This window comes from Micromonospora sp. DT81.3 (genome assembly GCF_049847225.1).
Classification (GTDB): Bacteria; Actinomycetota; Actinomycetes; order Actinomycetales; family Microbacteriaceae; genus Microbacterium.
Map to the genome: position 1 here is coordinate 1 of NZ_JBNCNY010000003.1, position 24155 is coordinate 24155.

Here is a 24155-nt window from a genome sequence, read left to right on the forward strand (position 1 = left end):
CGCCCCAGCGGAGCTCTTCGGACGGCTGCTAGATTCCGAGAATCACCCCTCGTTGCGATGACCGCTGGAAACCAAGGCGTCGTTACTGTCCAGTTTTCAAGCGTCGTCGACAGCATCCCGCGCTTCCGCCCCGTGTGCGATTCCGCCCTGAACCGTGACCCACTCCCGAACAGCCTTCCCCCGCGCCATCCGATGAGCTTGCTCCCTCGACATCGAACCGACCCCCCGGCAACAGAAGCCAAAGGGAAGGTTCCCCTCCCGGACGAGCCTGTGGAGGGAGCGAACAGCTCCTACGTGCTGTGCACGAGATCAGGTGTTCGGCGTCAAATCAGGCCGATGGACCCGTTTCCCGCCTGATCCGAAGCACATTGCCTGAGCTGGTGCTCGCGCGGGCATCAGCCGGCCACCTGGCCACCCCGCAGCGCGCCACTCAGCCCTTGCCGAAGAGCTTCTGGATCTCCGCGAGGTCGGCCTCGCTGGGTGCCCCCGTGCCCTTGGCGCCGAGCCCGAAGCCCGAGCCGGTCGGGGCGACCGGTGCCGCGGCGAGGCCGGCGTTCTCGGCCGCGCGCTTCGCGGGATTGCCCGAGCGCGAACCCACCTGCTTCGGAGCCTGCTTGTTCCGCTTGCCGCCGCCGTGCGCGCCGGGCATGGGGCCCATGCCGGGGATCTGCGGCACGCCGCCCTTCGCGACCGTCTTCATCATCTTCGCGGCCTGGTCGAAGCGCTGCACCAGCCCGTTGACGTCTGTCACCGTCATCCCGGAGCCGCGCGCGATGCGCAGGCGCCGCGAGCCGTTGAGCACCTTGGGGTTGCGTCGCTCCCCCGGGGTCATCGAGCGGATGATCGCCTCGGTGCGGTCGATCTCCTTCTCGTCGAAGTCCTCGAGCTGCTGCTTCATCTGGCCCATGCCCGGCAGCATGCCGAGCATCTTCTTCATCGAGCCCATCTTCTTGAGCTGCTGCATCTGCTCGAGGAAGTCCTCCAGCGTGAAGCTGTCGGTCGCGAACTTCTCCGCGACCTTGCGGGCCTCCTCCTCATCGAACGCGGACTGCGCCTGCTCGATGAGGGTGAGGATGTCGCCGAGGTCCAGGATGCGGGAGGCCATGCGGTCGGGGTAGAAGGGCTCGAGGTCATCGAGTCCCTCACCCGTCGACGCGAAGATGATCGGACGTCCGGTGACCGAAGCGACCGACAGTGCCGCACCACCGCGGGCGTCGCCGTCGAGCTTGGAGAGCACGACGCCGGTGAAATCGACGCCCTCCTGGAACGCCTTCGCCGTGTTGACGGCATCCTGACCGATCATCGCGTCGATGACGAACAGCACCTCGTCGGGGTTCGTGACGCGGCGGATGTCGGATGCCTGCTTCATCAGCTCGGCGTCGACGCCGAGCCGGCCGGCCGTGTCGATGATGACGACGTCGTGCTGCTGGCGGGTCGCGTACGCGACGCCGTCGCGCGCCACGAGCACCGGATCGCCGACGCCGTTGCCCGGCTCCGGCGCGTAGATCGCCGCACCGGCCTGGGCGGCCACGACCTGCAGCTGGTTCACGGCGTTCGGGCGCTGGAGATCCGCCGCGACGAGGATCGGCGTGTGGCCGTCCTTCTCGAGCATCTTCGCGAGCTTGCCGGCGAAGGTCGTCTTGCCGGATCCCTGCAGTCCCGCGAGCATGATGACGGTCGGCGGGTTCTTGGCGAACTGCAGGCGGCGCTGCTGGCCGCCGAGAATGGCGACGAGCTCCTCGTTGACGATCTGAACGACCTGCTGCGCGGGGTTGAGGGCTCTGTTCACCTCGTCGCCCAGCGCGCGTTCACGCACCTTGGCGGTGAACTCCTTGACGACCGGAAGCGCGACGTCGGCATCGAGCAGCGCTCGGCGGATCTCGCGGACCGTGCCGTCCACGTCGGCGGGGGTGAGCTGCCCCTTCTTGCGGAGGTTGCGGAACGTCTCGGTGAGCCGGTCGGAGAGGGTGCCGAAGGTAGCCATGGTGGATCCAAGTTTACGCGAGCGGATGTCGCGGCACGGCGCCGTCGGGCGGCACCACGCCCCGGCGGCACGGGTTTCTGCAGGCGCACCGGGTCTCAGGCCGGCCCGAGCTCCTGGAAGAGCGTCAGCTGCAGGTCGGCGGGGCCTCGCAGCCGGGCGTTCAGCGACCGCCACGGCGTCTCGCGAGCGGATGCCTCGATGACGGCTCCGCCTGCGACCAGCCGCTCGGCCACTCCCGCGGTGTCCCCCACCTCGAGAGCCACGCGGATGCGATCGCTCGCCACGCCGTCCGTCTCGACGCGGTCGATGAACGCGACCTGAGCCGGGTTTGCCAGCTCGAGGGTCGCGCGGCCCGCGTCGAGGATGGCGACGCGCGCCCCGCCCTCCTCTTCATAGGCCTCGGCCTGGACCATTCCCAGCACGTCGCGGTAGAACGCGAGGGTGGTGTCGAAATCGGGCGCCTGCACCACCACGCGCAGCTGACGCACGGATCCCGCTGCGCCAAGCGGCGCCGCGTCGAGCGCCTCCGCCACCAGAGGTGCGAGGTCCGCACGACCGGCGCCGGCGAGCGCCCACTCCCACACGGCGGCGAGCACGGCCCCGGCCGCGGCCGCGCCCCCCACCTCGGCGCGCAGGCGCGCCACGCCGTCGCGCTGCGCGCGGTCGGCGACGGCCCGGGCGAGTCTCGCCTGCCGCATCGCCCTTTCGCGCTGGAGCTCGTCATCGAGGCCCATGACGTCGGCGTTCGCGACGGCCAGCGCAAGGCTGTCGGGCGCGAAGTCGTCGGCGATCGCCGTGAGGATGTACCGGGTCGAGGCGTCGCCGGCCGCGAGTGCGGCTATCGCGGCATCCGCTCGCTCGTCGAAGGCCGCCCAGAGGATGTCCCCCTTCGACGAGAAGTAATTGAAGAAGCTCGAACGGCTCACGCCCGCCCGCGTGGCGATCTCCGCGATGGATGTCGCCTCGTACCCCTGCTCGAGGAAGAGTTCGCACGCGGCCTCGGCGAGCGTCTCGCGGGAAGAGGCGCGGGGGCGACCGGCCTTGGGATCGACCGTCATGCAACCACCTTAGGTGCACGCCTGTGAGGCGCAACGGGCGTATTGTTGCACTCGATCCAAGAACACCCACGAGGAACGAGGACGCGCATGCTCGACATCGTCAACGCGGGGATGTCCCCCGCCTATGTGCCGTACCTCGAGGGGTGGGAGCTGCAGAGGCGCATCCACTCCGGCGTGGTATCCGGGGAACGCGCCGACACGCTGATCGTGCTCGAGCACGAGGCGGTGTACACCGCCGGCAAGCGCACCGAACCCCAGGAGCGCCCGGCCGACGGCACCCCGGTGATCGACGTCGACCGCGGTGGGAAGATCACGTGGCACGGGCCCGGTCAGCTGGTCGGGTATCCGATCGTGCGACTGCCCGAGCCGATGGATGTCGTCGCCCACGTCCGCCGCCTCGAGGGGCTGCTCATCGACGCGCTGCGCGATCGCGGCGTGGACGGATACCGGGTCGAGGGCCGGAGCGGCGTGTGGGTGCGGCGCCCGCTGTCCGAGGACAAGGTCGCCGCCATCGGGGTGCGGGTGCAGAACGGCGTGACCATGCACGGCTTCGCGGTCAACTGCAACAACTCGCTCGCGGGGTTCCGCGGCATCATCCCGTGCGGCATCACCGATGCCGGCGTCACGACGGTGAGCGAGGTGGTGGGGGCGGATGTCTCCCCCGCCGGCATCCTCGACTCGGTGCTCCGCGTGTTCGAGGCCGAGTACGCGGGGGTGCCCGCGTGAGCGGCTGCGGGCCGGCGGGCGGGACCGCGCACGACTCCGGGTCGGCGCACGATCGCGCCGGCGCTTCGGGCGCGAACGCCGCCACGGCTCCCGCGGGTCGCAAGCTGCTGCGGCTCGAGATCCGCAACGCCGAGACCCCGATCGAGCGCAAGCCCGAATGGATCCGCACGAAGGCCAAGATGGGCCCGGAGTACACGCAGCTGCAGCATCTCGTCAAAGACGAAGGTCTGCACACGGTGTGCCAGGAGGCAGGCTGCCCCAACATCTTCGAGTGCTGGGAGGACCGCGAGGCGACCTTCCTCATCGGCGGATCCCAGTGCACACGCCGCTGCGACTTCTGTCAGATCGACACGGGCAAGCCGGCCGACTACGACATCGACGAGCCCCGGCGCGTCGCCGAGAGCGTCCAGCGGATGAACCTGCGCTACGCGACCGTGACCGGTGTGGCCCGCGACGACCTGCCCGACGAGGGCGCGTGGCTGCACGCCGAGACGGTGCGGCGCATCCACGCCGAGAACCCCGCGACCGGCGTGGAGATCCTCGCGACCGACTTCTCCGGCAACCCGACGCTGCTGCGCGAGGTGTTCGAGTCGCGGCCGGAGGTCTTCGCCCACAACGTGGAGACGGTGCCCCGCATCTTCAAGCGCATCCGGCCGGCGTTCCGGTACGAGCGGTCGCTCGATGTCCTCACGCAGGCACGCGACTTCGGGCTGATCACGAAGTCCAACCTCATCCTGGGCATGGGCGAAGAGCCCGAAGAGGTCGTGCAAGCGCTGCAGGACCTGCATGACGCCGGTACGGACATCATCACGATCACGCAGTACCTGCGACCCACGCCGCGGCACCTGCCGGTGGCGCGCTGGGTGAAGCCGGACGAGTTCGTGGGATTCAAGGAGGAGGCGGAGCGGATCGGGTTCCTCGGGGTGCTCGCGGGACCCCTCGTGCGGTCGTCCTACCGCGCGGGCCGTCTGTGGGCGCAGTCGATGCTGTCGAAGGGACGGGAGATCCCGCCGCACCTGGCGCACATCGCCGAGAGCGCCGACCTGGGGTTCGCGCAGGCGGTGTGACGTACGGCGGATCCTCGAGCCGCGGTGGCTGAGCCCCTCGAAGCGTGGTCCCTGAGCCTGTCAAGGGTCAGGGCAGGGGCCAGATGTACGGCAGGTCGTCGGCGATGTCTCCGAACTTCGGGCCGTAGAACTCGCGATCCTTGCGCAGCAGATTGGAGCGGTGCGCGAGGTGGAAGTCCGGATCGCCGAGCCACGGCGGCATCTCGAGCTCATCCTGCGGCACGCCATCGACCTCCGGGGCGAACTCCAGCAGCTGCGGTCGCACGGTGTCAGCCCGTCCGAGCGCCGTCCAGGCATCCGTCATCGCTAGCCCATACGACACGAGCGCCGGGAGATATCCGCCCCACATCTTGGCCGCCGGATGGTGCCGCCACCCATACGTCGGGATGGTGTTCGCCCGCAGGAGCTGCAAGGTCTCGACGCGCTGCTTGCCGAGTCGCACGGGGTCGAGCACCTCAGCGGAGCGCGCGAACGAGGGGTACGGCAGGAACGTCTGCATCGCGCGCGTACCGTTCTCGGGTCCCTGAACCTGTACAGCGGCGTCAGTCGGCGCTGGTGACAGACTGCACCGAGCCGTCGGATGCCAGGTTGACCAGCAGCACGTCGTCCGTCGCATCCGGGTCCAGCGCATACTCCAGCACGGCGAACGGATCGTTGCCGCCGTGTTCGTCGGCGAGGATCGTCATGCTCATCAGCTGCAGCGAGCGGATGATGTCCACGCTGATGTCGCCGCTGTTGTCCAGCAGAAGCTCCTCGAGCTCGTCGCCGAGGGTCGCCTGCTGCTGCAGGATGTACTCCGTCACCTCGCTGGTGCGGTCGTCGGTCTCGGCGAGCATCGCGTCGCGGGCCGTTGAATCGATGGCCTCGAGGGATGAGACCATGGCGGCCGCGACATCCAGAGCGTCCTCGGACACGTCGTCCTGATCGGGCGCGGTCAGATCGACGGTGACCGACTGGTCGCCGAGATCGACGTTCTCCGACCAGAAGATCGACCCGTCCGGTCCGGACTCCAGAAGCCCGAAGAAATCGTGCTCGATCGCCATACGGCTATGAAACCAGGGTGTAGGCGTGGGCGGTAGCCCGAACGGACTTCGACACGCGGAGAATGACCACGGATTCGCGCATAACCGGGATCATTCGACCAGGGATGCCGCGAAGACGTGCGGCGTGAAACCGGTGAGGTCGCCGATTCCCTCGCCCTGGCCGAGGAGCTTGACGGGGATGCCGGTGCGCTCCTGCACGGCCAGCACGAACCCGCCCTTCGCGGATCCGTCGAGCTTCGTGATCACGAGGCCGGTGACCCCCGCGTGCTCGAGGAAGGCCTGGGCCTGCATGACGCCGTTCTGGCCCGTGGTGGCGTCGAGCACGAGCAGCACCTCGCTGATCGGCGCCTGCTTCTCGATCACCCGGCGGATCTTGGTCAGCTCGTCCATCAGCCCGCCCTTGGTGTGCAGGCGGCCGGCGGTGTCGACGAGCACGATCTCGGTGGCGGTGCGCTTGGCATACTCGATGGTCTGGAAGGCGACGGATGCCGGGTCCTGGCCCTCCTGCTGCGGGCGGACGATCGCCGCTCCCCCTCGTTCGGCCCAGGTCGCGAGCTGGTCCACGGCCGCCGCCCGGAACGTGTCGGCTGCGCCGACCACCACCGTGCGCCCATAGCGCTGCAGGAACTTCGCGAACTTGCCGATCGTCGTGGTCTTGCCGACGCCGTTCACGCCGACGACCAGCACAACGGCCGGTCGCTCGGTGAGCCGCAGCGTCGTGTCGAACTTCGCGAAGTGCTCCTCGAGCGTCTCCTTCAGCATGCGCCGCAGGTCTTTGGGGTCGGTCGTGCGGTAGCGCTCGACCTTCTCGCGGAGCTCGTCCACGATCCGCTCGGTGATGTCGGGCCCGAAGTCGGCGGTGATCAGCGCGGTCTCGAGGTCATCCCAGGTCGTCTCGTCGATGGTGGGTTTGACGAACATGCCGCGCAGTGCGCGGCCGAGCGACCAGGAGTTCTCCGCCATGCCTCCAGCCTACGGGGCGCCCCGCGGCCGCCGCCCTCCCCGCCGTCCCCCGGCTCCTGAGCGAGCGCCTCCTCCCCGGCCCCTGAGCGAGCGCCTCCTCCCCCGGTCCTGAGCCAGCGCCTCCTCCCCCGGTCCCTGAGCGGGCGAAGCGAGACCAAGGGCCGTGAACGACCGGGGATCAGTGCATGCGGCACCCGCCGGTCGCGCGGGCGTTTCCTGCAGAGGCTGCACCTATTGATGGCGCGCGTTCAGAGAAGTGCAGCGCGAGCGCACCCCTGTATCGGGTGGCGGAGGCTTCGTCTCGCTGCGCTGGCTCAACGACCGGGGGATCCCGCGAGGATCGGGCGTCAGACCGGTACGCGGTCGCCGACGCGCTGGCCGACGACGGCCGAGACGCCGTCCTGGCGCATCGAGACACCGTAGAGCGCGTCGGCAATCTCCATCGTGCGCTTCTGGTGCGTGATGACGATGAGCTGGCTGCTCTCGCGGAGCTGCTCGAACACCCCGAGCAGCCGGCCCAGGTTCGCGTCATCGAGCGCCGCCTCCACCTCGTCGAGGATGTAGAAGGGGCTCGGGCGGGCCTTGAAGATCGCCGTGAGCAGTGCGACCGCGGCCAGCGATCGCTCGCCTCCGGAGAGCAGCGAAAGCCGCTCGATCTTCTTCCCGACCGGTCGCACCGAGACCTCGATGCCCGTCGTCAGCATGTTCTCGGGATCGGTCAGCGAGATGCTGCCCGTTCCACCGGGGAACAGCACCGGGAAGACTTCGGCGAAGGCGGCCTTCGTGTCTTCGAAGGCCGCCGAGAAGATGATCTGCATCCTCTCGTCGAGCTCCCCGATGATCGTCATCAGGTCCTTGCGGGTCTGCGTGAGATCGGCGAGCTGCTCGGTGAGGAAGGCGTGCCTCTGCTCCAGAGCGGCGTACTCCTCGAGCGCCAGCGGATTCACCCGGCCGAGTTGGCCGAGCTTCCGCTCGGCGTCCTGCAGTCGGCGCTGCTGCATGCGGCGATCGAACGGGACGGATGCCGGGTGACCGTCGCCCTCTTCGACACCATCGCGAGGAACCTCCTGATCCGGTCCATATTCCGAAACAAGAATATCTTCGTCGAGACCCAGCTCGGAGCCGACGCGTTCGAGCAGCCCGTGCACATGCAGTCGCTTCTCGTGGATCTGCAGCTCGAGGCCGTGCACGCTCTCGGTGAGCCCCGCGAGTCGCTCCCGCATCCCAGCTTCCTGCCCGCGGAGCTCCGTGAGCTCGGCGGTCACGGCGGACCGCTCGGACTCGGCGGTCCTCAGCGCAAGCCGAGCCTCGGCGACCGATCGGTCCACCGAGTCGAGGAGGTGAGGAAGCTCCGCCACGACGCCGGCCGCCGCATCCCTCTGCGCCCGGCGGATCACGGCGCGCCGCGCCGCCTGAGCGGCGGCCTCCCGCTCGCGTTCCCGCTGGCGCTCGAGCCCTGTCGCCCGCGCCTCGCCGGCCCGAACGCGCTCCCGCAGCGTCTCGACGTCGAGCCGGGCCCGCATCTCGCCTTCGCGTGCTGCGTCGAGCGCGGCGAGCATCTCATCTCGCGCCGATGCGTCGAGCATCGGTCGTGGCGCTTCGAGCGCGGTGTTCAGTTCAGCGGAGGCCGCGCGCGCCGCGCCTTCGGCATCCGCCACTGCACCCTGCGCCTGCGCGAGCCCGGCGGCCAGCCGCTCGCACTCGGCGAGAACCGCCTCGTGCCGCACGGTCACGCGGTTCACCTGCTCAGCATGGGCGGCGAGTGCGGCGTCGTGCTCTCGCAACGTCGTCAGCGCGGCCTTCGCCCGCTGCCGAGCCGTCTCGAGGTCGCGCACGCGGTCTCCACGAGCCTCTCGCAGCGAATCGACGATGACCCGGACCTCCGCGAGGCGCTCGTATGCGGCTTCCCGCTCCGCGACGAGTTCGAGGCGCGAGCGCTCTCCACCCGACCCCGCCCGCAGCGTGTGCTCGGTGTACACCTCGCCGGCCCGCGTCACCAGCGTCACCGGACCGCCGAGGCCGGCATCGGTCAACGCCGGGGCGGCACCGGCGGCCGTCTCGAGGTCGTCGGCGACCGCGACGAAGGACAGCACACCGAGCAGCCCCTCGGGTCCCCGAACGACATCGCGTGCCGCGACGATCCCCGGAATGTCCGGGAATCCGGGGCGCATGGCGCCGGCCTCCGCGATCACCATGTCGACGACACCCATGTTCCCGTCGCGGGCGTCGCCGGCGACGCGCAGGGCGTCCTCCCGTGTCTCGACGAGCAGCCCCTCGGCAAACGAGCCGAGAACGGCCGCGATCGCCGCCTCGTACCCCGCCGTCACCTGCACCGCGTCGCCGACGATGCCCCGGATACCCGGCCCGCCGGCCGCGACGAGCGCCGCGGCACCGTTCGTGATGTCGAGGGCGCTGCCGAGCGCAGCCCCCTTCGCGGTCAGGGCGTCGGCCTCGCGCTCCGCGGCGTGCAGGCGTTCGCGCAGCGCTTCGACGTCCGCCTCGGTGGTGCCGACCTCCCGCTGCGCGGCTTCGTACGCCGCCGCGTGCTCTGCGGCCGACCCTTCGGGTGCGCGCGACGGGTCGAGCCCCGCCAGCGCCTGCTCGGCTTCGGCGCGGCGCGCGTTCGCGGCATCCAGCGCGTTCTGCTGTCGAAGTACGCCGCCCCGAACGGCAGCGAGAGCGGATGCCGCAGCCTCGGCGCGGCCGCGCAGTGCCGTGAGGCGCATGTCATGCGCCGACACCAGAGCGCTCTGCGCGGCGATGTCGGTGTCCAGCGCATCGAGTTCGGCGCGTGCGCGAACGACCTCCCTGGATGCGGCAAGTGCGGCGTCGTGGGCGTCGCCGAGCCCCTGGGAGATCAGCTGGATCTCTGCGCGCGCTTCGTCGATCATCACCTGGGTGACGGTCACACCGCTGCCGCCGGCCTCGTCGTCGGCTCCCAGCAGCGCGAGCCGCTGATTCGCGAGGGTGAACAGGCCGCGCAGACGCTCCTGCACCTGCTCCAGCGCGAACGACACCCGCCGTGCCTCGTCGACGACCTCGGACCCCTGCTCCCGCTCGAGTCCCTCGATGCGCGCCCGCAGGTTCGCCGACTGATCCTGCAGGACCATCCGCTCGGTGTGCCGCTCCCGTTCGGAGCGCGCGTGATCCGCCAGAGCCGCACGCAGCGCGACGACCTCGTCGGCGAGCAGTCGTGCCTTCGCATCGCGCACGATCGCCGCGATCGTCGCCGCCTCTCGGGCGATCTCGGCCTGCCGGCCGAGTGGCTTCAGCTGCCGGCGGATCTCTCCCGCGAGGTCGCTGAGGCGCGTGAGGTTGGTCTCCATCGCCTCCAGCTTGCGGAGGGTCTTCTCCTTGCGGCGGCGGTGCTTCAGGATGCCGGCGGCCTCTTCGATGAACCCCCGTCGGTCCTCCGGCGACGCCTGCAGCACGGTGTCGAGCCGTCCCTGACCGACGATGACGTGCATTTCGCGGCCGAGCCCCGAGTCGGACAGAAGCTCCTGCACATCGAGCAGCCGGCACACGTCCCCGTTGATCGCGTACTCACTGGCACCATTGCGGAACAGGGTCCGGCTGATGGTGACCTCGGCGTACTCGATCGGCAGGGCGCCGTCGGCGTTGTCGATCGTGAGCTGCACTTCGGCGCGGCCGAGTGGTCCCCGCGTCGCCGTTCCGGCGAAGATGACGTCTTCCATCTTGCCGCCACGCAGCGTCTTGGCCCCCTGCTCGCCCATCACCCAGGCGAGAGCGTCGACGACGTTCGATTTTCCGGATCCGTTCGGCCCGACGATGCAGGTGACCCCGGGCTCGAAGGCGAACGTCGTCGGCTGCGCGAACGACTTGAACCCTTTGAGCGTGACGCTCTTCAGGTGCATAAACGCGCCTCCCGGCCATGCTCGTTGACAGCCATACGCTACCCGACCGCACCCGCCGCGCCGTCGCCGCAACGCCCGGGCGTCGATCATTTCTGGGAATTCGCTTGACGTGGGTATCTGGAGCGCGCTAACGTCACTCTTCGCGTCTGAAGTCGAAAGGAGGTCACCATGATGATGCACATCAACAAGTCCGGCACTGCGCCGATTGCACTCGCGCCCTTCGGCGGAGTCGCTTGCCCCGTGGTGGCCGTTTCCTTCGGCGCCTTCACGCCCGCCGCCCGCTAGGCGCCGCCGGGGAGGACTCTGCCCTCGGGCAGGACGTCCCGCCGCCGATCGCTCGATCACTCCGATCGATGAGATCCGCCGCCCCTTCGAGCGCCCTCCCGTCGGCGCGTGGCCTCTTCGGCATGCGTGCGACATCGCCACCAGGCGAACCTCCACCCAACCCTTCTTCTGAAAAGAGACACGACCACCATGCACGACACCTTGTCGCCCGTCCGATCTCCCGATCGAGACAGGTCCGAGTTCACCGTCCCGGCTCTGCCGGCAACCGGCGCACGCCCTTCGCTCGCCGACCGCGTCTTCCTGCGCGTCGGCCTGTGGCTGCTGCTCCGGAGCACGCGCAGCGTTCAGCGGAACGCCGCGCACGAATCCCACCACCTGCGCCGTGCCAACGAGCGAGCCCGCCTCGCCCGCGAGCAGGCCGCCTTGCGGCGGAACCTCCTGTCCACGGTGCACGCGTGACCGGTGCGTGACCCGGGGTCCTCATCCGACCCCGGGTCATCCCCGGACCAACGCGGCCACACCCACCCCGACCCCGCCGTCGCCCAGACGCAACAGAGAGAACACCATGAACCTCACGCTCACCGGACTCGAGTTCCGGCCGCTGAACGTTCCATCGACCATCGACGGCGACGATGCCGCCGACTTCCGCGCGATGGTCGACGTGCGCAATGTCATCTACCGGGATATCTCCGGGCATGACGACCACTTCATCACCGCCGCGGAGCTGCTCCCCCACTACTCGCCGAACGACTACGAGCGACGCCTCTCCTGGCTCGCGCTGGTCGACGACCGGCCCGTCGGCCGCGTGGGCCTCGACCTGCCGATCGAGGACGATTCGAAGGTCGCCTTCGTGCTGATCGAACTGCTCCGGGATGTCTGGGGACAGGGGATCGGCACGGCGGCGCTCCAACTGGTCGAGAAGGTTGCGCGCGAGAACGTCCGCTCCGTGCTGCAGTCATGGGCCGAGCACCCGGACGGGCCTGGGCGCCGCCTAGAGCCGCCGACCGGGTTCGGCAGCATCCCGGCGGACGACCACGCCGCGCGGTGGTTCGTCGCCAACGGATTCACGCTCGAGCAGATCGAGCGCAACAGCGCGTTCGACCTGCGAGGGTCGTTCGAGGGAGTGCAGAAACTGCTCGAGCACGCACGCGCAGCATCCGCCGGCTATCGCGTGGTGCAGTGGTTCGCACCGACGCCACCGGAGTTCGTCGAGGGCTACGCGTGGATGAAGTCGCGCATGGTCACGGACGCACCGGCGGCAGCGCTCGAGTTCGACGAGGAGACCTGGGATGCCGGGCGCATCGCCATCCACGACGCGCGGTACACCTCGGCGGGTCGCACGCTGCACGTCACCGCCGCCCAGCACATCGAGACGGGTGAGCTCTGCGCATTCAACGAGCTCGTCGTCGGCGTGGACAAGACCGAGGCGTCGCACCAGGAGGACACCCTGGTGCTGAAGGCGCACCGCGGTCACAAGCTCGGAATGCTCGTCAAATGCGAGAACCTGCTCGCGTGGCGGGACGTCGCCCCTGAATCTCCCCGCGTCATCACGTACAACGCCGAAGAGAATCGCCCCATGCTCGACATCAACGAGGCCATCGGCTTCGTTCCGATCGCCTACAACGGCGCCTGGAAGAAGGTTCTGCCATGACGAACTCGACGTTGACCGAGCTTCGCATCGTCCCGCTCGTCGTGCCCGAGACGCTGGAGGGGCCGGATGCGCGTCCGTTCGTCGAGCTCGCCGAGCTCGACAACCTGGTGTGCCGGCACGAGGCCGGCCACGACTACTTCGACCACCTTCCCTCGGAGGTCCTGCCGTCCTGGCAGGACCAGACCGATAGCACCCGGCTCGGCTACCTCGCGTACAGCGGGAGGAGGCTCGTCGGCGCGGTGACGATCACGATCCCGACGGAGGAGGGCGGCAGAACACTCGACTTCGATGCATTCGTGCACCCGGGTCATTGGGGCGAAGGCATCGGGGACGCGCTGCTCGACACGGTGGAGCGGGTGGCGGCGGAACGCGGACGCTCGGTCGCCCACACCTGGACGCTGCACCGCGGCGACTCGACCGGCGAGAAGCTCATGGCCCCGACGGGCTTCGGCGGCATCCCGGCGACGGACCCCCAGACGGAGCTGTTCCTTCGTCGCGGCTACACGTTCGAGCAGACGGAGCGCAACAGCGTCTTCGACCTGCGCGGATCGTTCGAGAAGGCCGATCGCCTTCTCGCCGAGGCGCGCGAGAAGGCCGGCGCCGATTACCGCGTGGTGACCTGGAACCTGCCGACGCCTGCCGAGTACGCCGAGGGGTACGCGTACGTCATCTCCCGCATGGCGACCGATGTGCCGAGCGGCGCAATGGTGTTCGACGAGGAGACGTGGGATGCGGCGCGCATCGCCCGCCGGGACGAACGGCTGCTCAAGGGTGGTCAGACGATCTCCGTCGCCGCGGTGCAGCACGTGCCGTCGGGGCGGATCGTCGCGTACAACGAGTTGGTGATCGGCCCAGACCACAGCGGACCGACCCATCAGTACGGCACCCTGGTGCTCGAGGAGCATCGCGGTCACCGCCTCGGAATGCTCGTCAAGGGTGAGAATCTGCGCCGCTGGCGCGACCTCGTGCCCGAGTCGCCACGCGTCTCGACGTTCAACGCGGAGGAGAATCGCCCCATGCTCGACATCAACGAGGCGCTCGGATTTGTACCGGCCTCCTACGCCGGGGCGTGGAAGAAGGTGATGGATGCCTGAAACCACGGTGATCACGCGGATACGGATCCCCGCCGACGGCGAGGCTCCGGAGTCCGATGATCTGACGCAGCTCATCGGGCTCCGGAACGCCGATATGTGCCGCGTCCGCGGAAACGACGAGCATTCGCTCACCGTCGAGCAGGCGCCGCCGTTCTGGCGCGAGCAGTCCGACAGACGTCAGCTGTTCCACCTGGGGGCCTGGGCGGTGCCGCTGTGGCGTCGGGCTCGGTCGATCTCCCGCTCGAGCCGGGCGATCGAACCGCGGGCCTCAACGTCCGGGTCGCACACGAACGGTGGGGCCGGGGTATCGGCTCGGCGATGCTCGCGCACCTCGAAGCTCTCGCTCACGGTCGATACGTCCACCCCCGCGCTGACCCACCGGAACGACACACCCGTGCTCCGCGAGCACCGCGGGCATCGGCTCGGGCTGCTGGTGAAGTGCGAGACCCTGCTGCGATGGCTCGAGGTCGTTCCCGGGGCGGAGCGCATCGAGACCTTCAACGCCGAGGAGAACCGTCCCATGCTCGATATCAACGAGGCGATGGGCTTCGCGCCGGTGCTGCACGCCGGCGAGTGGCAGAAGCGCCTCGCCTGATCAGGCCGCGCGCGGTATCCGCTGGCAGTACGGACAGTAGTGACTCGACCTGTTCATGAACGACACGCGCACGACCGGCCGTCCGCAGCGGGGACACGGCTGACCCCCTCGCCCGTAGGCGTTCAGGCTGTGGGCGAAGTACCCCGCCTGACCGTTGACGTTCACGTACTGGGCGTCGAAACTCGTGCCCCCCTCCGCGAGGGCCTTGTGCAGCACCGCGCGCACCTCGGCGAGCAGCCGGTTGACGGCGCGGGTCGACAGCGCGCGCGCCGGCGTCTCCGGGTGGATGCGCGCCGCCCAGAGTGCCTCGTCGGCGTAGATGTTGCCGACCCCGCTGATCACGTTCTGATCGAGCAGCACCCGCTTGATCGCCGAGTCCTTTCGTCGGAGGAGCGAGCGGAACCTCGTGTCGAGGAACGCGGGGTCCAGCGGGTCTCGGGCGATATGCGCGACCTGGCTCGGCACCAGTGGTTCCTCGGTTCCGAGGCCGCCGGCGGCGCCGTCGAGAGTGGGCACCAGGATGTCGATGGTGAGCGACCCGAAGGTGCGCTGATCGGCGAAGACCACGGCGAGCTCCCCGTGGGACGGATGCTCGATCGTCAGGCGAACGCGCTCGTGGCGCTCCTGCGGAGCGCCCGGATCCCGAAGCAGCAGCTGCCCGCTCATGCCCAGGTGCGCGACGAGCCCCTGCGGCAGCGAAGCCTCTTCGGCTTCGGGGCGGCCGCCGAGCGGCATCCACAGGAACTTGCCTCGTCGAGCCGCGCCGACGATCCGCCGACCATCGAGTGCCGCCTCGAACTCGGCGGGTGATCCCGCGAACCTCGTCAGCGCGCGAGGATCGAACGCCTGCACGCCCGTGATGAGGGCGCCGGTCACGGCAGGGGCGAGGCCCGCGCGCACGACCTCGACTTCGGGGAGTTCAGGCACTCTCGCCGAGCTCGTGCCATGCCCGAAGCGCCGCGGCCATCTCGGCCGACTTCTTGCTGCCGCCGGTGCCCTGAGTGAGCACCTCGCCGACGCGGACGGTCGCGGTGAAGAGCCGATCGTGATCCGGGCCGGTGGACTCGACGGAGTAGACGGGCGGCGCGGCACCGACCCTGGCCGCGAGTTCTTGAAGGCTCGTCTTCGGGTCCATCGCAGCGCCGTAGCGCTCGGGGTCCGCGAGCAGCGGCTCGGTGAGCCTCAGCACGAGCGCCGTCGCCGCCTCGGGACCCACCGAGAGATAGGTGGCCCCGATCACGGCCTCCATGGTGTCCGCGAGGATCGAGTCCTTGTCGCGTCCGCCGGTCTGCTCTTCGCCGCGACCGAGCATCAGATATTCGCCGAGGCCGATCGTGCGCGCGACCTCCGCCAGCGCGAGTGTCGACACGACGCTGGAGCGGCGCTTGGCGAGCGCACCCTCATCGAGTTCCGGATGCCGGGTGAACAGCATGACCGTGACCGCCTGGCCGAGCACGGAATCGCCGAGGAACTCGAGGCGTTCGTTGTGCGGCAGGCCGCCGTTCTCGTACGCGAAGGAACGGTGCGTGAGCGCCAGCGAAAGAAGCTCGGGGTCGATATCAACCCCGAGCTTCTCGGAGAGCGCTGTGCGCTCGGAAATGCTTGACACCGCTCGTGAACCGGCGGTTAGACGTCGGCGACCTTGCGGCCCTTGTACTCGAGGAACAGCTCGGTGCCCTGCGAGTCGGTGACGACCTTGGCCTGGTGGGGACGGCTGTAGACGACGACGCCGTTCTCGACGGTCTTGGTGAGCGTGATGGGCGCCGCCTTCCACTGAGCGCGACGCGAACGAGTGTTGGAGCGGGAGACCTTCCGCTTCGGGGGGTTACCTGCCATGGCTAGCTCTCTTCTGTGTTCTTCGGACGCGGGGCGTTACGCTCCGCGGCCCTCGTCTGTGAATTGTTGGAGCGCGCCCCAGCGTGGATCGATGGGTTCGCGTGGCTCTGTACCGGGCTTCTCTGCCAGTCGCTCGCCCGTGACCGGGTCGAGGCCGGGGCAATCCGGCTGACATACCGGCTGAAACGGAAGCGACAATACGATCGCATCTCTGACCAGATTTTCAAGATCCACGTGGTCGTCTTGAACCTCGTAGTCAGATGTCTCGTTCCCAGGATACGTGAAAAGCTCCTGAATCTCGACTTCGACGGGCTGGGTGATCGCCGTGAGGCAACGACCGCACACGCCGTCGTAGAAGGTCTCGGCTTCACCGGTCACCAGGATGCCCTCGTGCACCGACTCCAGCCGGACGTCGAGGTCGATCTCCCGACCGTCCTCGACGGCCACGAGTCCCTCGCCCCAGCGCTCGGTGGGTACGACGGTGAGCGAGTGCTCTCGCATCTCACCGGGGTGGTGTGCGATGTCGCGCACATTGATCATGTACGGGGTCGGGCGCCGGGTTCTCACCGGACAATCCTACCCGTGGTGCGTCAGGAGGAGCTCGTCAGGCCTCGCGTGCGCCGCTGTCGAGGAAGCGCGCCACGGGCGCCGGGACGAAGGGCGAGACGTCTCCCCCGAGGCCTGCGACCTGGCGGACCAGCGAGCTGGAAACCAGCGCGTGCGCGGGATCGGGGAGAAGGAAGACGGTCTCGACGTGTGCCAGATGGCGGTTGACGATGGCCATGGGTGTCTCGTACGCCACATCGACCTGCGAGCGGATGCCCTTCACCAGCACGCCGGCACCGACATCCGTCGCGTAGTCGACCAGCAGGCCCACGCTCCACGAGGCGACGATGACGGTGGAGTCGATGTCGCTCTCGGCGATCGACTGCTCGAGCAGCGCGAGGCGCTGGGAGATCGGCAGCATCGCCTCTTTGCCTGGATTGTGCACCACCAGCACGTGCAGCTCGTCGTAGAGGGTCGCCGCACGGCGGATGACATCCAGGTGGCCGAGCGTCGGGGGGTCGAAGGAACCAGGTACGACGGCGATCCGGCTGCTCATGCAATCAGCCTATTTGCGATCACCGCCGATCCGGTCTTTCTGCGATTTCCGGCCATTCGGTCCCTGAGCCCGTCGAAGGGCGGCTAGTTCTTGGCCAGGGCCGCTCGTTCCTCCATGCCGACCCGCCGCTCGATGGCGGCGGCCAGACCCGGGTGCGCCGACAGCGTGGGGTCATCGTCGAGGATCCCCTCGGCCACCGCGCGTGCATCGGCGATGATGTCGGCATCCTTCACCACCCGCAGCAGGCGGAGGGAGGAACGGGCGCCCGACTGCGCGTCACCCAGCACGTCACCCTCACCCCGCAGCTCGAGGTCGACCTCGGCGAGCTCGAAGCCATCGAGGGTCGCTGCGACCGCCTCGACCCTCGCCCGCGCCGGCGTGCGTGGCGCGGCTTCGGTCACGAGCAGGCAGAGACCCGGTACACCACCGCGTCCCACCCGCCCGCGCAGCTGATGAAGCTGCGAGACGCCGAACCGGTCGGCGTCGAGGATGATCATCGTCGACGCATTGGGCACATCGACGCCGACCTCGATCACGGTCGTCGCGACGAGCACATCGATCTCACCACGGGCGAAGGCCTGCATGACCGCATCCTTCTCGTCCGAGGGCATGCGACCGTGCAGCGTCGAGACGCGGATCTCACCGAACAGCGGATGCCGCGACAGCACGTCGGCGGCCTGGACGACGCCCCAGTGCGCCTTCGGCGCCTCGCCCTCCACCGGCGGCGCCTCGGCATCGGCATCCTTGGCGCCTGCGTCGGCGTCGATCGCCGGACAGACGACGAACACCTGGTGTCCCTTCGACACCTCTTCGGCGGCTCGCTCCCACACCCGCCCGAACCACGCCGGCTTCTCGGCCACGGGGGCCACGAAGCTCTGGATGCCGGCTCGCCCCTGCGGCATCGTGCGGATCGTGGAGACGTCGAGGTCGCCGAACACGGTCATCGCCACGGTGCGAGGGATGGGGGTGGCCGTCAGGACCAGGGCGTGCGGGCTGGACCCCTTGCCGCGGAGCGTCTCCCGCTGCTCGACCCCGAACCGATGCTGCTCGTCGACGACCACGAGGCCCAGGTCGGCGAAGGTGGTGCTCTCGCTCAGCAGCGCGTGCGTGCCGATGACGATGAGAGCCTGTCCCGAGGCGACGCGCAGGGCCGCCTTTCGCCGCTCCGCGGCGGGCATCTGGCCGGTGAGCAGCGTCGGTATGAGCTCCGGCGCGAGCTTCGGCCCCAGCATCCGGGCAATCGTGCGCAGATGCTGCCCCGCGAGCACCTCGGTCGGCGCGATGAGCGCGGACTGCCCGCCCGAATCGGCGACCTGCAGCATCGCGCGCACCGCCACGAGGGTCTTGCCCGAGCCGACCTCGCCCTGCACGAGCCTGTTCATCGGCCAGGCGCCCACCAGGTCCGCGGCGATCCGCTTCCCCACCTCCGACTGGTCGGGGGTGAGCTCCCAAGGCAGCCCCCGATCGAAACGCTCCAGCAGCCCACCGGACGCCGCCGGTCGCGCCGTGGCGGAGAGAGCGCGCACGAACTGCCGCTGCTGCAGCAGCGCGGTCTGGAGCACCAGCGCCTCGTGCATGCGCAGCGTCTGGCGTGCGGGGCCGATCTGGTCGTCGAAGTCGGGCCGGTGGATGCGCTGGACGGCATCGCTCGCGGAGAGGAGCCCGCGCGTGCGGCGGACGTCAGCGGGCAGCGGGTCCTCGATCGGGGCCAGGCCGTCGAGCACCATCGCGACGATCTTCTGCAGCTGCCAGCTCGCGACCGTCGACGTCGCGGGGTAGATGGGGATCGGCTGGTTGGCGAAGGCCTCGGCGTTCATGCGCGCCTCGTCCTCGTCATCGAACAGCTCGTAGTCCGGATGCGTGAACTGCATGCCGCCCCGGTACTCGCCGACCTTGCCCGAGAAGACGCCTCGACGACCGGGCCGCAGGTCCTTCATGCGCCAGCTCTGGCCGAAGAAGGTCAGCGACATCTCGCCGTTCCCGTCGCTGATGATCACTTCGAGGATCGTGCCCTTGCGCTGCTGCATCCGCCGTTCGTTCACCCGCTTGACCTCGGCGACGATCGTCACCGTCTCGCCCGGAGGCAGCGAGCCGATCGGGGTGAGCTCGCCACGGTGCGCGTAGCGCCGGGGGTAGTGCACGAGCAGATCGCCCACGGTCTTCATGCCGAACGCGCGGGTCAGCACCCCCGCCGTCTTGCCGCCCACGATGCCGTCCAGGCGCGACTCGAGGGTGAACGACATGCCAAGAGTCTAGGCAGGGGCACCGACCCGCGCTCCGCGCCGAAACGGACTCCGCCCAGCCGGGTGCCTTACCGTAGTGCGCATGCTCCGACGACTGCTCGCACGCGTGTACTGGGCCTGCAGCCGCTGGACCCTCTCCACGGAGCCGGCGCCGACTCGCCCCACCATCCTGCTCGGAGTGCCGCACACGTCGAACTGGGACTTCGTGCTCATGCTCGGGATCGCGTGGCGCCTGGGAATGAACTTCCGCTGGCTCGGCAAGGCGAGCCTGTTCAGAGGCTGGCGCGGTCCGATCATGCGCGGCATCGGCGGAATCCCGGTGGACCGGGCGGACGCCTCCCGCGTCGTGGCGGACATCGTCGAGCGCATCCACGCCGGCGAGGTCTTCGGCCTCGTCGTGACGCCGGAGGGCACGCGCGGCGGCGGCGGCTACTGGAAGTCGGGCTTCTACCGCATCGCCAGGGAGGCCGGCCTCGGCGTGACGCTGGGCTACGTCGACCGCACCACGAGGACGACCGGACTCGGACCGACGATCGACCTGACCGGCGACGTTCGCGCCGACATGGAAGTGATCCGGGCGTTCTACTCCGACAAGTCCGGGCTGCGGCCGGAACTGCGCATGGAACCGCGGCTCCGCGAAGAGGATCCGCCGGTCGCAGGCTGATCGCGCTGCGGCCGACGACGGCGCTGGGCCGCGCGCCGGTGCATGACGCCGCGGCTATCGTGATCGTGTGACACGCATCATCGCCGGCCGCGCCGGCTCGATCGCCCTCGAGGTGCCCGACGCCGGGACGCGGCCGACGGCCGATCGCGTGCGCGAGTCGCTCTTCGGCTCGCTGGAGTCGGCCGACGCCCTGCGGGGAGCGGCCGTGCTCGACCTCTACGCCGGATCGGGAGCTCTCGGACTCGAGGCGGTGAGCCGCGGCGCGGCATCCGCTGACCTCGTCGAGAAGGCACCGCGTGCCGCCGCCGTGGTGCAGCGCAACGCCGTCAAGGTGGCCAAGTCGATCGGCTCGGATGCCGCGATCCGCGTGCATCGTTCGTCTGTGGACGCCTACCTCCGGGCGTCGCAGGGAGCATTCGACCTCGTGTTCCTCGACCCCCCTTATGACGTTTCCGAGGCGGAGCTGGCGGGCAGCCTCGAACTGCTCGTGCGCGCTCTGGCGCCGGGCGCCACGGTCATCATCGAGCGGGCACGGCGCTCACCCGCGCCGGGACTCCCCGCGGGGCTCGAGCATGCGCGCCACAAGCGGTACGGCGACACGGTGCTCTGGTGGGTGCACCCGCACAGCTAGCCGCCCTGCGAGTCCCAGTCGCGGTACGGATCCCACCCCCCGACGCCCTGGTACGGAGCCCCGTCGACGAGCACCGGCACTTCGCCGCACGGGAGAACTCGGCCGATCGGGCGGAAGCCCTCGGGCAGGCCCGCGTCGGCGGGAAACGTGCCGAGCAGCGCATGGTCCTCGCCGCCGTGGAGAGCCCGGTGCGCGTCGGCTCCGAGGCGGCCCGTATCGATCTCGATCGTCACGAGGGAGGCATCCGCCATGCGCGTCGCGTCGAGCACCAGGCCGTCCGAGACATCCATCATCGCGGTCGCGCCGTGGGTGGCCGCCAGGGCGCCCAGCGACACGGGCGGCTCGGGGCGCAGCTGCGCGACGATGGCGCCGACGTCGGCGGCATCGGGCAGGTCGGCGAGCACGTCCGGATCGACCGGGGCGGGCGCCCCAGCCGCATCGACGAAGACCCGGAACAGCGCCTCCAGGCCACGCGCCGCCACGCCGAGCTCGCCGGCGACCGCGACGACATCTCCCACGCGGGCGCCGGAGCGCAGCAGGGGCGGGCGGCCATCGAGCGCGCCGAGCGCGGTCACCGCGATCGTCAGGGTGTCGGACACCGTCAGGTCTCCCCCCACCACGCCGCAGCCGGGGGCGAGCGCCTCGCACGCGGCGCGGAGCCCGTCGGCGACCTGCTCCACGAACGACGCCCGCGTGTCGTTGGGCATCGCCAGGGCGACGAGGAGGGCGGTCGGCCGGGCGCCCATCGCGGCGATGTCGGCGAGGTTGACCGCGGCGGCCTTCCACCCGAGGTCGAACCCGCTCGACCACGCGAGTCGGAAGTCAGGACCGTGCACGAGGGTGTCCGTCGTGGCGACGACCGAGCCGCCCGGAGCCGCCAGCACCGCCGCGTCGTCCCCGGGCCCGACATCCACCCCGGGCACGGACGTCAGCCGCGACAGGATGCGGCGCAGGATCTCGCCCTCCGACAGTTCGCCGACGGCAGGATCGTCCGCGGGCGCGCTCATGCCCCCACGCTACTGGCCGTGCCGCGCGGCCGACCATCGCCGCGGCGCCGGTTAACCTGGAATCGTGCCCCGCCTCCGCTCCCTGGCCCTCGTTCTGCTCGCCGGCGTCGGACTCACCGGCTGCGCGGGCACGGTGTCGATGGAGCCGGCGGAGAACGCGAACGCCACGCTCTGCGCCGATGTCAGCGTCCGGCTGCCCGACACGGTGGCGGGGCTGCAACGTCGATGGACGGATGCCCAGTCCACGGGGGCGTGGGGCGATCCGGCGGCCGTACTGCTGACCTGCGGGGTCGCTCCCCCCGGCCCGACGACGCTGCGATGCCAGACCGTCGCCGGAGTCGACTGGATCATCGACGAGTCCCGGGCGCCGAAGTACCTGTTCACCACCTATGGCCGCACCCCCGCCGTCGAGGTGTTCGTGGACTACGACGCCGTCTCCGGCGGCGAGGCGCTGCAGGCTCTCTCGCCTATCCTTCAACAGCTGCCGAAGAACGCGGAGTGCGTCGCGCCCGAGGACGCCACACCGGCGCCATAGCGGCGCCTTCGGCGAGGCGTCAGCCGAGAGCCGGGCAATCGCCGGCGATCGGCGCGGTCACGTCGACCTGTCCGATCGTCGGGGTGTGCAGGATCTGCGGTTCGATGCTTCCCGGCGAACCGGCCACGAAGCGGAAGACGAGCGTGTTGGTCTGTCCCGGTGCAAGATCCAGACGTGCTTGGCTGACCGGGCGCCCATCGGCGTCGGCCTGGATGGAGTAGCTGGATCCTTCGTCCCTGGTCACCGGGCCGGGGAAGCTCTCCCTCGGCGCCGACACGGCCACGTACGTGCCGATGCTCCCCGGAGCCACACCGTAGGTGCCGTCACCGGTCATGCTCGGCGGCAGGAAGGTCGCTGCGTCGGCCGGCGCACTGTTCGTGAGCGTCACCGCCACGGTGACGTCCCGCAGCCCGTCGGGCCGGCAGTCCGCGACGGTGCTCGCAATGGCGATGTCGAGGTAGCTGTCCATCTTCGCGCCGGTCGTGTCATTGAGGTAGACCGCAAAGGCGTCCTCACCCGCCGCTTCCTGCCGCGCGGCCTGACCGGCGAGCGGGCCGGCCGCAAGAACGGTCTGCTCTTCCGGATAGGCGCTCCAGACCGAGATCCGGCCGTCCTCGATCGGCTGCTCCAGGCTGGCGATCAGCTCGACCGGGTTGGCCGAGCCGCTGAGCAGCACCGCCAGGGCGCTGGCCGCTGCGTTCTCGAAGATGGTGTCCTGCGCCGCCACATCGTCGACGGTCATATAGGGCTCGACGAGCAGGCGGTGCACCGCATTGTCCGCCGTCAGCTGGCCCCACCCCGGCACGTCCACCGGACCGAGGGCGGCCAACGCCGACTGCAGCGTGACGGGGTCCAGAGACACGACGGTGTCCGGGCGATGACCCGTCCGCACGTTCCACCACTCCGAGGCCAGATCCGCGGACACGGTGAAGTCGGCCGACATCGAGATGTTCTGCACCCAGCGACCCGCCACATCCCCGTGCAGAGCCGTCAACGTCTGCGGAAGCGGCATGATCGGCTCGTCCAGCTCCGGGAACTCGCGGGAGCTGCCTTGATCGACCAGCGAGAGCGCGCCCGCGTCGGCGCGCACCTCGGCGAACGCGGCCGTGATCCCGCCACCTGTGCGAAGCTCCGCGTTGTTCTGGAACACCATCAGAATGCTGCGAGGAGCGTCCGCGCCCAGCATGGAAGGGAGGACCGCGGTCACATCGGCGAGGTCGGAGGTGATGGAGCGCGCCTCCTCGATGTGCCCCTGCATCCGCGTGACACCGGCACGGATCGGAGTCAGTACAGAGGCGAGCGGGAGCCGGCCGAGTTCGCTGCCCGCGGTGTCGAGCGCCTCAGAGGCCCGGACGAGCGGCGAATGCAGGGATTCCATCGCCACGACATCCAACGACCCGGTCGTCGAATCCAGAAGCGAAGACAGCTGCCCCGACGCCCCGAGCACCGGCTGAAGCGCCTCGGTGCTGAGCGCGTCGAGCTGAGCCGAAGCGACCCGGACGGCGGCGAGATTCGGTCCGAGCGCCGGAAGGGACTCGGCGGCACGCCACAGTGGATCGCCGCTGAGCTCCGACGCGCGCGCGGCATGCGCGGAGAAGTCATCGGCCATATCCGTCGCTTCGGCGATGTCTCCCGCCTTCAGCGCGTCCTGCACCCCCACGGCCGCCGGCACCAGAGCATCGAGCTCGCCCTTCGCCTCGATGGCGCGCACGCCGACCCACCCTCCCCATGCCAGGAGGGCGAGGAGCACGACACCCAATGCGATCCACACCCATCTCCCGCGGTGCGCGGGAGAT

At 69.7% G+C, this 24155-nt stretch carries 23 protein-coding genes; 9 read left to right on the top strand and 14 right to left on the bottom strand.

Annotated features, from left to right (window positions below; all coding sequences use genetic code 11):
- Nucleotides 1–430 precede the first annotated feature (430 nt).
- Nucleotides 431–1984, bottom strand: a complete 1554-nt coding sequence (ffh, locus tag ACPW96_RS07775) for a signal recognition particle protein (RefSeq protein ID WP_425820391.1) — start codon at nucleotides 1982–1984, stop codon at nucleotides 431–433.
- Nucleotides 1985–2079: 95 nt separating this feature from the next.
- Nucleotides 2080–3042, bottom strand: a complete 963-nt coding sequence (locus ACPW96_RS07780) for a TetR family transcriptional regulator (RefSeq protein ID WP_425882607.1) — start codon at nucleotides 3040–3042, stop codon at nucleotides 2080–2082.
- Between the two features lie 87 nt (nucleotides 3043–3129).
- Between ACPW96_RS07780 and lipB the strand changes: the two genes are divergently transcribed.
- Complete coding sequence (gene lipB / locus ACPW96_RS07785; protein WP_425820389.1) at nucleotides 3130–3768, top strand: lipoyl(octanoyl) transferase LipB; 639 nt, start codon at nucleotides 3130–3132, stop codon at nucleotides 3766–3768.
- A complete protein-coding gene (gene lipA, locus ACPW96_RS07790; protein WP_425882608.1) occupies nucleotides 3765–4835 on the top strand; it encodes a lipoyl synthase in 1071 nt (356 codons plus the stop codon). The genes lipB and lipA overlap by 4 nt, the downstream gene beginning before the upstream one ends.
- A gap of 67 nt (nucleotides 4836–4902) precedes the next feature.
- On the opposite strand, the gene ACPW96_RS07795 is transcribed toward lipA, so the two are convergent.
- The 4 genes from ACPW96_RS07795 to smc form a co-directional block, all read right to left on the bottom strand.
- The gene (locus ACPW96_RS07795; protein WP_425820388.1) at nucleotides 4903–5334 is read right to left on the bottom strand and encodes an MSMEG_6728 family protein; all 432 of its coding nucleotides are present in this window, start codon (nucleotides 5332–5334) and stop codon (nucleotides 4903–4905) included.
- Nucleotides 5335–5377: 43 nt separating this feature from the next.
- The gene (locus ACPW96_RS07800; protein WP_425820387.1) at nucleotides 5378–5878 is read right to left on the bottom strand and encodes a DUF2004 domain-containing protein; all 501 of its coding nucleotides are present in this window, start codon (nucleotides 5876–5878) and stop codon (nucleotides 5378–5380) included.
- Between the two features lie 90 nt (nucleotides 5879–5968).
- The gene (gene ftsY, locus ACPW96_RS07805) at nucleotides 5969–6841 is read right to left on the bottom strand and encodes a signal recognition particle-docking protein FtsY (RefSeq protein ID WP_425820386.1); all 873 of its coding nucleotides are present in this window, start codon (nucleotides 6839–6841) and stop codon (nucleotides 5969–5971) included.
- A 347-nt stretch (nucleotides 6842–7188) separates the two neighbouring features.
- Complete coding sequence (gene smc, locus ACPW96_RS07810) at nucleotides 7189–10716, bottom strand: chromosome segregation protein SMC (RefSeq protein ID WP_425882609.1); 3528 nt, start codon at nucleotides 10714–10716, stop codon at nucleotides 7189–7191.
- A 474-nt stretch (nucleotides 10717–11190) separates the two neighbouring features.
- On the opposite strand from smc, the gene ACPW96_RS07815 reads away from it, so the two are divergent.
- The 4 genes from ACPW96_RS07815 (at nucleotide 11191) to ACPW96_RS07830 (ending at nucleotide 14341) form a co-directional block, all read left to right on the top strand.
- Complete coding sequence (locus tag ACPW96_RS07815) at nucleotides 11191–11460, top strand: hypothetical protein (protein WP_425882610.1); 270 nt, start codon at nucleotides 11191–11193, stop codon at nucleotides 11458–11460.
- A 106-nt stretch (nucleotides 11461–11566) separates the two neighbouring features.
- Nucleotides 11567–12652: a GNAT family N-acetyltransferase gene (locus tag ACPW96_RS07820; protein ID WP_425882611.1), complete on the top strand. Its 1086-nt coding sequence runs from the start codon at nucleotides 11567–11569 to the stop codon at nucleotides 12650–12652.
- Nucleotides 12649–13746 carry a GNAT family N-acetyltransferase gene (locus tag ACPW96_RS07825; RefSeq protein ID WP_425882612.1) on the top strand — a complete coding sequence of 366 codons (1098 nt, stop codon included), beginning with the start codon at nucleotides 12649–12651 and terminating at the stop codon, nucleotides 13744–13746. The genes ACPW96_RS07820 and ACPW96_RS07825 overlap by 4 nt, the downstream gene beginning before the upstream one ends.
- Nucleotides 13739–14341, top strand: a complete 603-nt coding sequence (locus tag ACPW96_RS07830) for a hypothetical protein (protein ID WP_425882613.1) — start codon at nucleotides 13739–13741, stop codon at nucleotides 14339–14341. Before ACPW96_RS07825 ends, ACPW96_RS07830 begins: the two co-directional genes overlap by 8 nt.
- Here ACPW96_RS07830 and mutM read toward each other — a convergent pair whose 3' ends face one another.
- The 6 genes from mutM to ACPW96_RS07860 all read right to left on the bottom strand — a co-directional run bounded on the left by mutM (nucleotide 14342) and on the right by ACPW96_RS07860 (nucleotide 19522).
- Entirely contained in the window at nucleotides 14342–15268 is a 927-nt protein-coding gene (mutM, locus tag ACPW96_RS07835; RefSeq protein ID WP_425882614.1) for a bifunctional DNA-formamidopyrimidine glycosylase/DNA-(apurinic or apyrimidinic site) lyase, read from the bottom strand. It lies immediately after the preceding gene.
- Nucleotides 15261–15950: a ribonuclease III gene (gene rnc / locus ACPW96_RS07840; protein ID WP_425882615.1), complete on the bottom strand. Its 690-nt coding sequence runs from the start codon at nucleotides 15948–15950 to the stop codon at nucleotides 15261–15263. Before rnc ends, mutM begins: the two co-directional genes overlap by 8 nt.
- 17 nt (nucleotides 15951–15967) lie before the next feature.
- Entirely contained in the window at nucleotides 15968–16177 is a 210-nt protein-coding gene (rpmF, locus tag ACPW96_RS07845; protein ID WP_425820377.1) for a 50S ribosomal protein L32, read from the bottom strand.
- Nucleotides 16178–16213: 36 nt separating this feature from the next.
- Complete coding sequence (locus tag ACPW96_RS07850; RefSeq protein ID WP_425882616.1) at nucleotides 16214–16744, bottom strand: YceD family protein; 531 nt, start codon at nucleotides 16742–16744, stop codon at nucleotides 16214–16216.
- A gap of 37 nt (nucleotides 16745–16781) precedes the next feature.
- Nucleotides 16782–17279 (bottom strand): pantetheine-phosphate adenylyltransferase, encoded by a 498-nt coding sequence (gene coaD, locus ACPW96_RS07855; protein WP_425820376.1) that lies wholly within the window; start codon nucleotides 17277–17279, stop codon nucleotides 16782–16784.
- Nucleotides 17280–17362: 83 nt separating this feature from the next.
- A complete protein-coding gene (locus ACPW96_RS07860; protein WP_425882617.1) occupies nucleotides 17363–19522 on the bottom strand; it encodes an ATP-dependent DNA helicase RecG in 2160 nt (719 codons plus the stop codon).
- An 82-nt stretch (nucleotides 19523–19604) separates the two neighbouring features.
- Here ACPW96_RS07860 and ACPW96_RS07865 point away from each other — a divergent pair, with 82 nt between their 5' ends.
- Together ACPW96_RS07865 and rsmD are read left to right on the top strand one after the other, a co-directional pair.
- A complete protein-coding gene (locus tag ACPW96_RS07865) occupies nucleotides 19605–20186 on the top strand; it encodes a 1-acyl-sn-glycerol-3-phosphate acyltransferase (protein WP_425820374.1) in 582 nt (193 codons plus the stop codon).
- A gap of 67 nt (nucleotides 20187–20253) precedes the next feature.
- Entirely contained in the window at nucleotides 20254–20817 is a 564-nt protein-coding gene (gene rsmD / locus ACPW96_RS07870) for a 16S rRNA (guanine(966)-N(2))-methyltransferase RsmD (protein WP_425882618.1), read from the top strand.
- On the opposite strand, the gene thiL is transcribed toward rsmD, so the two are convergent.
- A complete protein-coding gene (thiL, locus tag ACPW96_RS07875) occupies nucleotides 20814–21824 on the bottom strand; it encodes a thiamine-phosphate kinase (protein ID WP_425882619.1) in 1011 nt (336 codons plus the stop codon). The two genes, rsmD and thiL, sit on opposite strands and share 4 nt — an antisense overlap.
- Nucleotides 21825–21888: 64 nt before the next feature.
- Here thiL and ACPW96_RS07880 point away from each other — a divergent pair, with 64 nt between their 5' ends.
- Nucleotides 21889–22359: a DUF3515 family protein gene (locus tag ACPW96_RS07880; RefSeq protein ID WP_425882620.1), complete on the top strand. Its 471-nt coding sequence runs from the start codon at nucleotides 21889–21891 to the stop codon at nucleotides 22357–22359.
- A gap of 19 nt (nucleotides 22360–22378) precedes the next feature.
- On the opposite strand, the gene ACPW96_RS07885 is transcribed toward ACPW96_RS07880, so the two are convergent.
- On the bottom strand, nucleotides 22379–24130 hold the full coding sequence (locus ACPW96_RS07885; protein ID WP_425882621.1) for a DUF4012 domain-containing protein: 1752 nt from the start codon (nucleotides 24128–24130) through the stop codon (nucleotides 22379–22381).
- Between the last annotated feature and the right edge of the window lie 25 nt (nucleotides 24131–24155).